The organism is Chitinophaga rhizophila (genome assembly GCF_019492185.1).
Lineage (GTDB): Bacteria > Bacteroidota > Bacteroidia > Chitinophagales > Chitinophagaceae > Chitinophaga > Chitinophaga rhizophila.
This window is the reverse complement of the sequence record NZ_JAICCF010000003.1, coordinates 20,519-32,543: the sequence shown is the minus strand read 5'-3', so window position 1 is coordinate 32,543 and position 12,025 is coordinate 20,519. Positions and strand designations below refer to the sequence as shown.

The 12,025-nt window shown below is 45.0% G+C and carries 10 protein-coding genes and 1 tRNA gene; 5 read left to right on the top strand and 6 right to left on the bottom strand.

Going from position 1 to position 12,025, the window contains the following annotated elements:
• Positions 1–18 precede the first annotated feature (18 nt).
• The 3 genes from K1Y79_RS14705 to K1Y79_RS14695 all read right to left on the bottom strand — a co-directional run bounded on the left by K1Y79_RS14705 (position 19) and on the right by K1Y79_RS14695 (position 3,704).
• Positions 19–903 carry a hypothetical protein gene (locus K1Y79_RS14705; protein WP_220250923.1) on the bottom strand — a complete coding sequence of 295 codons (885 nt, stop codon included), beginning with the start codon at positions 901–903 and terminating at the stop codon, positions 19–21.
• 350 nt (positions 904–1,253) lie between these two features.
• Positions 1,254–2,516 (bottom strand): beta-ketoacyl-ACP synthase II, encoded by a 1,263-nt coding sequence (gene fabF / locus K1Y79_RS14700; RefSeq protein WP_220250922.1) that lies wholly within the window; start codon positions 2,514–2,516, stop codon positions 1,254–1,256.
• A 111-nt stretch (positions 2,517–2,627) separates the two neighbouring features.
• Entirely contained in the window at positions 2,628–3,704 is a 1,077-nt protein-coding gene (locus tag K1Y79_RS14695; protein ID WP_220250921.1) for a fatty acid desaturase family protein, read from the bottom strand.
• A 147-nt stretch (positions 3,705–3,851) separates the two neighbouring features.
• On the opposite strand from K1Y79_RS14695, the gene K1Y79_RS14690 reads away from it, so the two are divergent.
• The 4 genes from K1Y79_RS14690 to K1Y79_RS14675 all read left to right on the top strand — a co-directional run bounded on the left by K1Y79_RS14690 (position 3,852) and on the right by K1Y79_RS14675 (position 6,849).
• Positions 3,852–3,940: transfer RNA gene (locus tag K1Y79_RS14690), tRNA-Ser, on the top strand.
• 264 nt (positions 3,941–4,204) lie between these two features.
• Complete coding sequence (locus K1Y79_RS14685; protein ID WP_220250920.1) at positions 4,205–4,744, top strand: hypothetical protein; 540 nt, start codon at positions 4,205–4,207, stop codon at positions 4,742–4,744.
• 275 nt (positions 4,745–5,019) lie between these two features.
• Complete coding sequence (locus K1Y79_RS14680; RefSeq protein ID WP_220250919.1) at positions 5,020–5,784, top strand: DUF2314 domain-containing protein; 765 nt, start codon at positions 5,020–5,022, stop codon at positions 5,782–5,784.
• Between the two features lie 78 nt (positions 5,785–5,862).
• Positions 5,863–6,849, top strand: coding sequence for an SDR family oxidoreductase (locus K1Y79_RS14675; protein ID WP_220250918.1), 987 nt, complete (start codon positions 5,863–5,865; stop codon positions 6,847–6,849).
• A gap of 54 nt (positions 6,850–6,903) precedes the next feature.
• Here the strand turns inward: K1Y79_RS14675 and K1Y79_RS14670 are convergent, their stop codons facing one another.
• Positions 6,904–7,764, bottom strand: coding sequence for an alpha/beta fold hydrolase (locus tag K1Y79_RS14670; protein WP_220250917.1), 861 nt, complete (start codon positions 7,762–7,764; stop codon positions 6,904–6,906).
• A 350-nt stretch (positions 7,765–8,114) separates the two neighbouring features.
• On the opposite strand from K1Y79_RS14670, the gene K1Y79_RS14665 reads away from it, so the two are divergent.
• Positions 8,115–8,804 carry a DUF2461 domain-containing protein gene (locus K1Y79_RS14665; protein ID WP_220250916.1) on the top strand — a complete coding sequence of 230 codons (690 nt, stop codon included), beginning with the start codon at positions 8,115–8,117 and terminating at the stop codon, positions 8,802–8,804.
• A 126-nt stretch (positions 8,805–8,930) separates the two neighbouring features.
• Here the strand turns inward: K1Y79_RS14665 and K1Y79_RS14660 are convergent, their stop codons facing one another.
• Together K1Y79_RS14660 and K1Y79_RS14655 are read right to left on the bottom strand one after the other, a co-directional pair.
• Positions 8,931–9,959 carry a DUF6340 family protein gene (locus K1Y79_RS14660; RefSeq protein WP_220250914.1) on the bottom strand — a complete coding sequence of 343 codons (1,029 nt, stop codon included), beginning with the start codon at positions 9,957–9,959 and terminating at the stop codon, positions 8,931–8,933.
• A 137-nt stretch (positions 9,960–10,096) separates the two neighbouring features.
• On the bottom strand, positions 10,097–10,888 hold the full coding sequence (locus K1Y79_RS14655) for an MOSC domain-containing protein (RefSeq protein ID WP_220250913.1): 792 nt from the start codon (positions 10,886–10,888) through the stop codon (positions 10,097–10,099).
• Positions 10,889–12,025 lie beyond the last annotated feature (1,137 nt).

Genomic DNA, 12,025 nt, shown 5'->3' with positions numbered 1-12,025 from the left:
ACGAGTTTACTAAAAAATTTAGTGCAGGTATTGAGTAATATGCTGATTATCACCCGGACAATGCCAGACAGTACGGCTGTTCACCAATGACTCACTATTGTGAAGCGTAAATACATAGTTTGTTACGTACCCCGCCGCATTAATGACCTGATCTGTATAATACCGGTCGTAAAACGGATACCGGAAATTATTCACTGCCCTTACCAGCTTGTGATGTGGCGTCAGGTCAAGGTAACCCATATAATACAGGTATTCCAGTTCAGTGAAGATGCCTATCCATCCATTCAGGAAGTATGCTGCACCTTTTATAGGTGTCGAGTAATCATAGGTAAGGTCAACCATCACAGCACCGGTGTTTTTGTAGATATATTGACGCACATTCCCCTGCTGATCATAAGTCAGCCGGTAATACTGCTTATTAGTAGAATCTTCATAAGCCACTAGCTGATTTTTATGATTATAATGATAGTATTTCACCAGGCTGCTGATGGGACCGCCCACCAGGTATCTCAGATCTGTTTTAACAGGTAGGCCTTTCTGATTCAGCTCTACTATAAGTACGGTATCTAGGCTGGCAGAGTCGCGCAGGAATGCCTTGTTACCCTGTTTACTGAATATAGTCACCGACTGAAATACCGGATTCGGACTATCCGTGTTTTCATACAAGGTATTGAGCCAGCCATTTGCATCATAAGTCTTCGTGAATTTGTAAGGGCGGATAAATGGAGACGGGAATGTATGATCATCGTCCTGGTACCAGGCTTCAAAGCTTTGTGCATCGCACTTACAGGGCGGCTGACCAGGGCCTGGCCATGGATGATCTCCCTTTTTGCAGGCGGTGATTGTAAGGCACAGTACAAGACATACGTATAGCATACGTAGAGGGGTGTTGAGGTTAGGCATGATGGAAAAGTTTTGAAGGTTAAGTCGGATTACGGGATAACGAGGTTCGTCTAATGGCTGTAATTATTCTGTTGTGGGCTCAAGGTAGGGGAATAATTCATTGGCTGCTATTGGGTAAGCCGAATATTTGTTTTGTTAAATTATTGATATTTAGATGTTTATCTTGTGTGATAGGTGTCTATACCATAGCCGGCGTTTCCTGTATTACCTACCTCCCGTATCATATAGACATAGGGATGGTATACGTTAACAGGAGGGTAAGTTAAGGTGTCGCACATATCCACAGAAACAGAAAAGCGAATTACAACAGCAGGCTGTGTAATTCGCTTTCTTTATAACGTATGGGTTGATTAACCCTTGTATTTCTTAAATACCACGATTGCATTATGACCACCGAAACCGAAAGTATTGCTCATAGCAACATTAACGGTACGTTCCTGTGCCTTTCCGAGGGTCAGGTTCAGGTTGGTTGGGATACCTTCACCCAGTGCGCCGGTGTTAATGGTTGGTGGAATGAGGTCAAACTGTGTAGCCTTGATACAAGCGATCGCTTCGATAGCGCCCGCAGCTCCTAACAGGTGTCCTGTCATGGATTTGGTAGCAGAGATATTCAGTTTGGTAACATGATCGCCGAATACGCCGGTGATACCTTTCAGTTCGCTTACATCACCCAGTGGAGTAGAGGTAGCGTGTGCATTGATATAATCAACATCTTCAGGTTTCAGTTCAGCATCTTCCAGTGCTCTTTCCATACCCAGGCGTGCACCCAGACCTTCAGGGTGGGTAGCAGTCAGGTGGTAAGCATCAGCAGTCATTGCGCCACCTACCATTTCAGCGTAGATGGTAGCGCCTCTCTTGATAGCGTGTTCGTACTCTTCCAGTATGATAGCGCCAGCGCCTTCGCCCATAACGAAACCATCACGGTCTGCATCAAAAGGACGGGAAGCCGAGGTCGGATCGTCATTACGGGTAGACAGGGCCTTCAGTGCATTAAAACCTGCAATACCGGCACGGGTTACAGGTGCTTCAGAACCACCGGCAACGATAGCGTTGGCTTTACCGAGACGGATATAGTTGAAAGCATCTACCAGGGCGCTGCTGGAAGAAGCGCAGGCAGAAACTGTACAATAGTTTACACCCATGAAACCATATTTCATGGAGATCTGACCAGCTGCGATGTCAGAGATCAGTTTCGGAATAAAGAAAGGATTGAACTTAGGAACGAAGTTACCCTGGGTAAATTCTACGATCTGGTCTTCGAAGGTCTGCATACCGCCGTTACCAGAAGCCCAGATAACACCGACTTGCGTCTTATCAACACCGTCCAGGTGAAGGCCTGCATCTTCAACAGCCTCCTGGGCAGCCACCATGGCATATTGGGTAAACATGTCCATTTTGCGGGCTTCCTTCTTTTCCATGAACTTTTCTATATCAAAACCTTTCAGTTCGCAAGCGAACTTAGTTTTAAACTCCGTAGTATCAAAACGGGTAATAGGACCAGCACCACCGGTACCAGATTTCAGACTATTCCAGAATGTGTTTACATCGTTTCCGATAGGCGTTAAGGCCCCCAGCCCGGTAACCACAACCCTTTTTAACGTAACAGTGCGCATAATGCTTTGACTTTAAAATCGAAAGTTAGAGCGCAAATTTAGTCACTTATTCTTATGATTACGCATATTCATAAGATTTATGTGTCATATAAGCGAAAAGGGAGCCATATTTTAAGCTACAGCCGTAGTGGCGGGCACTGTGGCGAGGTCGATCTTTTTTGTGCGGGCCTTTAAAAACGCAATAATTTCTTCGTCAGAACTGTATTTATTCCCCAGATTCACGAAATGTCTGGCGAGCAGATCATATCTTTTGCTCATCAGCCATAGCCATACATGCAGGAAATGAATACCATCAAATACGATGGAGTCATTCTCAATATATTCATGCAGCGTTTGCCTGAAATAAACGGGATGCTCTGTCCAGTGCATGGATGGCTTCACATGGTGGCTGATATGGTAACCGTCATTCCAGCACTTGTGATTATATTTTGTATTGATACAGGTAATACTGTTCCTGTAAGAATTATCCGGTGCATTGACGTCAATGAACGCATGTTGCGCCCAGTTGCCCACCATCATGATCACCCGGGAAATAAGGAAAGGCAGTATAAATACGACGAAAGTAGCCGGGAAGTTAATAAAAGACAATCCAATGCAGGCTGCAATGAACAATAACTCACCTCTTGCTGCTCTGACCATCAGTTTTTTACGGTTCTTCCGTATAAAATACCTCGCAAGGTTAATGACGCCGGCAAAGAAGAAGGCTGTCAGGTACTTGCTGAAGCCCCGGAAAGAGTCCCGCTGGTAAGGCATGGTACAGCTGTCATCCTCCGGCATATTATTTTCCGGATGGTGCATGCCTATATGGTGGGTATAATAGGTTTCGGGTGTCTGACCAAACAGCGGCCCGATTACCCAGGGGAGGTAATGATTCAGAAAACCGTACTTTTTATTGAAGAATACCCGGTGACTGGTACAATGGAGCATTAATCCGAAGGGCCCCTTATACCTGAAATTGTTCAATACCTGATAAGCAATGGCGGCCGTCCACCATGCCCAGGCAGGCAGCGGGAAGTATAAAATAATAGCTAACGGTAAGAGTATCAATGTCAATTCCAGGGTAAGGTATACAAACGGCAGGTCGCGTTCGTCCCGTATCATGGATTTAAAGGTACGTTGTAAGAATGTATCTGGTTCCGTGGGTTTAACGTATACCGGATCTGTAATTATATTGTTGAATACTTTCATTTACAATTATTTAGATGAGATCGGAAGTTGTTCGCATTGGTCCTATGTAAGGTAAACGAATAAATTGAAGAAAACTTATTGGAAAAAGTTTTTGGATAATTTAAAACAATTCCTATTTTTGCAACCCCTAACGGGGCAAAATGATTCGGTGAGATGCCTGAGTGGCCGAAAGGAACGGTTTGCTAAACCGTCGTACGGGTCAAACTGTACCGAGGGTTCGAATCCCTCTCTCACCGCAAGCTTTAAGCCTTCAAGTCGAAAGATTTGGAGGCTTTTTTGTTTTCAGGAATATAGCTCCCGTATACCGCCAGCTCATTTAATGTACTGATCCCGTTTTATACTTCATACCATCCTGCTACCAAAAGCACACGAAAAGGGCACTTCAATATCCCCGGGATATTGAGGTGCCCTTTTCGTGTACTGGTAAGGATTAGCCGGCATAAATACCATAGCAGTGTCATGCACTATCTTTGACATCATAACCTCAAAAACAGATTTTTATGGCCATTGTTAAAGACAATATTCTCCTGCAAATGGTACGCGGCACGATCGCTAATCAAGTTACCATATACGAAAGGAACGGGCAGACCATCATGGCGAAAAAGCGCGGTAAGTCAAATAAAAAGCCTACCGCCAGACAGCTGGAAGCCAGGAAGAAAATGACCCAAGCCACGGCTCGTGCCTTATTACTGCTGCAGGACCCGGAGTTAGAAGCCTATTATGCCTCCCTGGCAGGACCAGGCCAGAATGCATACAATATGGCTGTGAAAGATGCTTACCACTCCCCCGACATTCAACATATCAGGTTAGAAGATAAGCAGGTCGTTGTGACCGCAAAGGACCAGTTCCGCGTAGCGGAGGTCAAGGTACAGGTAATAGATGCAGACGGAGTAATCGCCCACAGCGGTTCAGCAGTACTTGGCCGTAATGGTGTAGACTGGCACTATAAGTTTGCAGCATTGCCTGCCAGCGGTACCATCATTGCCATAGCAGTAGATTTACCAGGAAATGAAACCGTACAGGAACTGCTGATTGAGTAAATAGTTGCAGACTATCACAGCTATTGCCTGACACAGGGTAACATTACGTTGGTAACAGTAAGACCAGCAATAGCATACATTAAAGGTTTCTTCATTTCTGGTATCGGCCAGGCGGTATCCTGATGTGTCATTTTTCATTTAATTAATGGTAGTTATTACGTAGTGAATTGGCTATTGCGCTGCATCGGCAATTTTCTACCCATGCTGGCAATCGGGATGTTAGGTTTTCATCTATAAGATCCAGAACTTAGCACTGCATCTTTATTGAGAAAACTATGGATAATAATCAGATCTTCTACGCAAAGGGCGATAGCCCTGAAATGATTCAGGCATTTGAGAAAGCAAGAGCAACTTTCAGGTATTTCTGGCGTGAACTCAGCTGGGAAGCGAGACGCATCATCCCAGCATTGGACCTTGCATGTGTGAAAGTAGCATTTCTGGAACAGTTCCCCGGAGAAGATGAACCTACGGTAGAACACATGTGGATAAACGATATTCAATTTGATGGCTCTTATGTGAGTGGCGTATTGGTGAACGATCCCGAATCACTGACTAATGTGAAGAACGGTGACGAAGTAACTATTCCGCTTGATCAGATCAGCGACTGGTTGTATGCCAGCGAAGGGAAAGCATACGGTGGTTTCACTATTCACCAGTTAAGGTCAGTCATGTCGCCAGAAGATAGAGCAGGGCACGATGAGGCCTGGGGACTGGACTTCGGTGATTTCAACAAGATTGAAATTATCCGTGATCAGGATGCTCATCCGGAGCATATTATTGAGCATCCTATGAGCATCAATATGAAAGAAAGCCTCCTTAATTTTCTGAAAGAGTATCCACAGGAGATCACTTTCACAGATGATAAAGGTTACACCATGTTGCATCGGGAAGCTATTGCCGGCAATAGGACGTCTGTTGAAGTTTTATTGCAGCAAGGCGCAGATGCTAACCACAAGACAACTGACGGTAAAACAGCGTTGGATTTTGCCAGACAGCTGCAATGGGATCATGTAGTTACACTTTTGGAAAAGCAGGTATAGCTATTTTGAATGAAATAAAGCCGCTAATGTTCAGTATGCCTGTCAGGATGTTGGCGCAGCTTTTGAAGTCTGATTTTTATGGAAAATCAGATCGCAGATAAAGTTGTAGTTATCACCGGTGCATCCAGTGGTGCCGGCAGAGCAACAGCCTTTGAACTGGCGGAGGGAAAAGCATCACTGGTATTGGCCTCCAGGAATGAAGCCGTATTAGAAGAACTGGCAGAAGAATGCAGGAAGATAGGCAGTGAAGTGCTGGTTGTACCAACGGATGTGACTGACAACACCGCGATGCATAGACTAGCTGTGAAGGCTTTTGAGTGGAAAGGGCGCATAGATGTATGGGTAAATAATGCCGGTGTACTGGCAGCAGGCACCTTCGACGAAATGCCCTGGGAGGCCCACCAGAAGGTCATAGATACTAATCTGCTGGGATACATGAGTGGTGCACACGCAGTACTGCCTCACTTCAAGCGGCAGGGCGCAGGCATACTGATCAATAATATTTCTATAGGAGGCTATGTGGCGGTACCTTTCGGTGGTGCCTATACTGCCAGTAAATTTGCTTTGAGGGGCTTCTTTGAGTCATTGAAAGGCGAATTAACAGAGTGGCCTGATATCCATATTGTAGATTTATTTCCCGCATTCCTTGATACGCCAGGTATTCAGCATGCAGGCAATTATACCGGTAAAGTATTGAAACCTTCACCGCCTGTTTATGATCCGAGGATCGTAGCACGAAGCGTAAGGGCTTCTATCATACATCCTAAATCCACCCGCTATCCCGGAGGTGCGCCCTGGCTATTCAAATTGGGTCATGCACTGGCACCGGAGTGGATGTCGAAAATAACAGGTATGTTGATGAAAGGATACTTTAAGATTGCTGATCCTACAGAAGTTACGGATGGTAACTTGTTCAATTCCGTCAATTTCTCGATGAGCACAAATGGTAATTCGCGGCCACGGCTATCACCGCAAACAAAGCGTATGATCAGTGCAGGATTGCTACTGGGAGGCGCTTTCGGACTTGCCACTTATTTACTTAGTAAAAGAACAGGAACAGTATAAAAGAGAAAGCCAGCTGTAATATTTGCAGCTGGCTGTTTTCTCGTCTGTTAACGACTAGTAATTAATCTTTCTTTCTATAAATGCCCTGATATAATCCACGCATAATTCCGGATACTGATGCTGTGGCCCATGCCCGGTTTGCGGTAGGATAATCAGTTGCATTGTTTTACTTTGCTTCACTAAAGGAAACCAGTTTTCCACCGGAAAACTCGGGTCATGATCTCCCATCAGTACAAGTATTGGCAATGTCGTAGTTAAGAGCTTCTCACGATTGTGATAAGGATCCAGCCTGGCATCTCCACCTCCCTTAAAGTACAAAGGAAATACGTCAGGTGTGACAGGAATATCCTGATCTTCCTGTCGCTGTGCAATACGCTCATGCGAGCGTTCTCCTGCTGCTACACTGATTTGAGAGGCAGGTTCAAAGAATAATATCATTTCATCTGCAAGGTCATTGACAGGCTTCAAAGCTGTGTCAAAAAATATCTGCTCTGGCGGTACAGGGTTAGTTCCCAGTGGATTGCTACCAATCACAATTACTCCGGCAACCAACTCCGGATAAGTAGCGGCAAATGCCTGCGCCATTATTCCTCCATAAGACCACCCTCCTATTACAAATTGCTGAAGTCCGAGTGTATCGGTAAATGCTTTCACTGATTCGGCCATTGACTGAGTATCTGTAGGCAGCGTACCTGAGGATCTGCCGATGCCGGGATAGTCCAGCGTCACCACCTGATAATGTGCCGCCAGCTGGTCCAGGAATGCAGGGTCCCAGCTATCAAGTGTGCCCCGGAACCGGTTAAGTAAGATCATTGGCTGCCCCGCTCCTAGTACACGATAGGCAAATTTCCCCTTGCTGGTATTCAGTAATTGTGTGGGAGTGGTGATTGCACTTTCAGTTAAAGAGATTGTCATATTGCATATATGTTTAAGCGTATTGCGTTTCCCTGAGTTTACAACTCAATAGGGGTTCTATGTAAAAATCTGATAAATCAGGAGAAGGGTTGCTGTACAGATCAGGGGGATCAGTGTATGAATCGTGTAATTATCCGTGTGCAGCAATCGCTACATTATTCCATTCTTTGTGGCTAATGTTTACCAGAAATGCTGAATGGTTAATGTTGTCTTCTAAAGTTTGGATTTGTCTTTTTGTGTAACGAATGACATGTTTATAATTAGTCGAATAGTGCATAAGTTTAGAGTTTCTTATACATTTTACGTGCGTGGTATAATGTACCTTTAGCTGGTTATTTAAAAATGGTTGTATGGCAAAACAGTTAGTGCTGAAAGCTTCAGTATTTGATTTTCTGGATAAGTTAAAAAAGAACAATAACAGGGAATGGTTTAATGCGCATAAAGATGATTACCTGCAGGAGTTGGCTATTGTTGAGCAATTTGCGGAGAGCCTGTTGCAGGAGCTTAAAACACACGACGAGATAGAGACGCTTTCAGGTAAGGATAGTTTATACCGTATTTACAGAGATACCCGTTTTTCCAAGGATAAAACGCCCTATAAGCAGCATTGGGCCGGTAGTTTTAAACGTGCAACCAAGTATCGTCGCGGAGGGTATTACTTTCACCTCGAGCCGGGGAACACTTTCGTAGCCGGTGGTTTCTGGGGGCCTGAAAAAGAAGATCTGAAACGTATCCGGGAAGAGATTGCATTTGATGCTACACCATTGCGTAAGATTTTGCAGGCCAAAACATTCGTGAATAATTTTGGTGCATTGCAGGGAGAGCAGTTAAAGGTAATGCCGAAAGGGTATGATGCTAAACATGAAGCGATAGACCTGTTACGTTTCAAGCAGTTTATCCTGAAGAAGGACTTTCCTGATGAGGTAGTGTTCAGTGGACAATTCCTGAAGGAAATGAGCAATGGTTTCAAACAGATGCGTCCTTTCCTTGATTATATGAGTGATGTATTAACAACAGATATCAACGGAGAATCATTGTAACTGCCTTCGCATCAAAAGCAAGCGCGTACGCTCTTAGTTGCCTGAAGGGTTGCCCTTGTTGCAGCTGGGGCGGTAAGAAGTTGGAGGGTGTATCACCAACGGTAATACACCCTTTATAGAATTATCTTAATCAGCCTGTTGGTACTTCACCAGTTTGTTAGTTTCCTGCCTGTTTCTGAGTATATTGATATACCGAAGCGCCAGTTTATTATTGTAATTTTCATAGGCTTTCTGTGCCCATTGAATGGCCTGATCCAGTTGTCCGTTTATTTCACAGATGATGGCCATATTATAACATGCCCTGCCAGCTATTTTGCTCTTCCTGGCGTTGGTTTCTTTTTCCCATAATCCGGCTGCGCCGTTCCAGTTACCAGTCTGCGCCATCCGTTTAGCGATACTGAAACTTTTATTGCCTCTGACATAGTAGTCCCGGTTTACCCTTATCCAATAAGGAACGAGCCTGGAAGCATAATCTGCCCCTGCCTGGTGGCTTACGCTCGTGATGGCATCTCTACGGTTTAGCTTAGCGCCGGTAGAGTTGACCAGGTTAAATCCGTCTACCAAGAAGTTAACCTCTTTGGTAATAGGAAATTCATCAACGACTACGCGATCTATCGGGTCATATATCCGCCAGCCGGTTTTGATAGTTGCCAGCATATTAGCCTGGTGTTGTATACCTGCTTTTCTGCCCAGGGTGAGTGTAAGCGCAGCGTCGGTTACTCTGGAGTTAGTGTCAAAAAGTTCCAGGGAGAAGAGCGCATCAACATGCTTATCCTGGCAGATCCTGGCAATGATATCCCAGGATAAGGGTTGCTGGAAACGTCCGGGAGTATTGGACGCAAAGTCGATACTATTGAAAGCGATGACATCTGTAAAGCGGTTATTCTTGATAAGTTCATCCGCCAGTCCGATAACACTGGCTTCCGCTGCCAGCACCTCCAGGTTCTCGACTTCTGGTGTAAGTGCTTTATCGACGAAGTCAAGCGCCTTTTTCTTGTCTGTGCTGATGCTCCGGTTGATGATCCCCACTTTTTTAATACCTGAAGCAAGTGTGACAGGGGCGGGTTCCTGTACGCTGATATACACCAGATTAGTTGCAGATCTGCAGGAATACAGTGTGATAGAAGCCAGTAGGATGGCATGCAGTTTTTTCATGGATAGGCAGTTTGTCCCGAATAAGATAGATTGTCCAATGCAAAGTTTAATTCCCTGAGATGTCAGGCAATGCAATAACAGGCAACAAGATAGTGATTATATTAATATTTAATATCGGTTCCGGAACAGCGCATTGACTATTCTATAAGATGCAGGATATCTCCGGTGTGAATAACGCCTTGTCCGTTATGAAGGAGGTTTTGTCCGAAGAGCACCTTTTTATTACTGGTTCGATAACCGGCCAGCGTTCTCAGTGGCTCCTGACCTTTGGAGGCCGTTTGTTGATCTACGGTGGTCATGACACAACGTCCACAGGGTTTGACACCATAGAAGGTGACATTTCCTATGGTAAACTGGTGCATTTCGTCTTCCTGGTAGGGGCTTCCTCCGGTAAATACGATATTAGGGCGGAAACGGTTGATAGGGACCGGCTGTTCCAGTCTACTATTCAGTTCATCCAGGGAAGCCTGACCTATCAACAGGAAGGGGTATGCATCGGCGAAAGAAACGATCTCACCGTTTTGGGCATAGTCGGTTTCCACCTGACGGTGAGCATTGTCAGGCATGTAGACCAGCCGGCAGGGCAGCTGCATTCGTTCTGAGAACCATTGATTAGCCGCTTCACTGACAATGATGGCTGTACAGGTATCATTCCATATAACTACCTGTTCGGAGATATTGGTCTGCGGTTCAAAGGGAATAGTGAAGGTAGCGTCCTTAAAGCGAACTGCTATTCCATCTGGCTGTAACTGTAGTTTGAACAGGGCCATTATATAGTGTTCCCGTTGCGTCAGGAACCGGTTATTGTCATCAATCAGCATCCATCGGCGGTCGTACAGGAAGCCGCGGTCAGTAATATCTGCTTTGTCAAGGGCGATGCCGCCCAGGGATTTTACGGGGTAGATGAATAATTGGCTGACTTGTAACATGGGGGTAAAATTACAATTAATCTGTAATTCGGTGAGTGTCAGGTAGAGGTGATTTGATGGTGATATGATGCATTATTGGGTAGGAAGCTAATGGTTGCCGGTTAGCCCGTCTGCTTTCGGGAGATTCAGGTTTAGTGGTACAAGAGGAGTTAAAGGTATGAGTATATTGATATTTTAGGGATGGCAAGCGTTGGATCAGGTTGATATCTGGTAGTGATGAATTAGGGGGAGGTCGGCAACTTAGAGGGGAATAATACTAGTTTAGGGACTAGGGTTGATATAGCTAGTAGAATTGGGAGTAAGACGGCATCTCTATGGGTGGATCTATACTAATTTAGGGACTAGGGGGTGATATGTCTGGTAGTTATGAATTGGTGGTAAGACGGAAGATTGAAAGAGTGGATGATACTAGTCTGGAGGCTAGGGTGATATAGCTGGTAGTTGTGAATTGGTGGTAAGACGGAAGATTGAAAGAGTGGATGATACTAGTCTGAAGGCCAGGGTGATATAGCTGGTAGTTATGAGTTAAGGGCAAGAGGAGAGCATATTGAAGGGTAGGCAACACTAGTTTGGGACTAGGGGTGATATAGCTGGTGGTTATGAATTAGGGGGAGGTCTGCACCTTAGAGGGGAGATAATACTAATCTGGGAGCCAGGGTTGATATATCTAGTAGAATTGGGCGTAAGACGGCATCTCTATGGGTGGATCTATACTAGTTTGGGGACTAGGGGGTGATATGTCTGGTAGTTATGAATTGGTGGTAAGACGGAATATTGAAAGAGTGGATGATACTAGTCTGGAGGCCAGGGTGATATAGCTGGTAGTTATGAGTTAAGGGCAAGAGGAGAGCATATTGAAGGGTAGGCAATACTAATTTGGGACTAGGGTTGATATAGCTGGCAGTTATGAATTAGGGGTAGGGCTGCGCCTTAGAGGGGGAATAATACTAGTTTAGGGACTAGGGTTGATATATCTAGTAGAATTGGGAGTAAGACGGCATATCTATGGGTGGGTCTATACTAGTTTAGGGACTAGGGGGTGATATGTCTGGTAGTTATGAATTGGTGGTAAGACGGAATATTGAAAGAGTGGATGATACTAGTCTGGAGGCCACGGTGATATAGCTGGTAGTTATG

What these genes read in the sequence shown, in the direction of transcription:
- K1Y79_RS14695 (WP_220250921.1), bottom strand. Translation starts at nt 3,704, where the DNA reads ATGAAAGTATTCAACAATATAATTACAGATCCGGTATACGTTAAACCC.
- K1Y79_RS14675 (WP_220250918.1), top strand. Translation starts at nt 5,863, where the DNA reads ATGGAAAATCAGATCGCAGATAAAGTTGTAGTTATCACCGGTGCATCC.
- K1Y79_RS14680 (WP_220250919.1), top strand. Translation starts at nt 5,020, where the DNA reads ATGGATAATAATCAGATCTTCTACGCAAAGGGCGATAGCCCTGAAATG.
- K1Y79_RS14665 (WP_220250916.1), top strand. Translation starts at nt 8,115, where the DNA reads ATGGCAAAACAGTTAGTGCTGAAAGCTTCAGTATTTGATTTTCTGGAT.
- K1Y79_RS14670 (WP_220250917.1), bottom strand. Translation starts at nt 7,764, where the DNA reads ATGACAATCTCTTTAACTGAAAGTGCAATCACCACTCCCACACAATTA.
- K1Y79_RS14705 (WP_220250923.1), bottom strand. Translation starts at nt 903, where the DNA reads ATGCCTAACCTCAACACCCCTCTACGTATGCTATACGTATGTCTTGTA.
- K1Y79_RS14685 (WP_220250920.1), top strand. Translation starts at nt 4,205, where the DNA reads ATGGCCATTGTTAAAGACAATATTCTCCTGCAAATGGTACGCGGCACG.
- K1Y79_RS14655 (WP_220250913.1), bottom strand. Translation starts at nt 10,888, where the DNA reads ATGTTACAAGTCAGCCAATTATTCATCTACCCCGTAAAATCCCTGGGC.
- K1Y79_RS14660 (WP_220250914.1), bottom strand. Translation starts at nt 9,959, where the DNA reads ATGAAAAAACTGCATGCCATCCTACTGGCTTCTATCACACTGTATTCC.
- fabF (WP_220250922.1), bottom strand. Translation starts at nt 2,516, where the DNA reads ATGCGCACTGTTACGTTAAAAAGGGTTGTGGTTACCGGGCTGGGGGCC.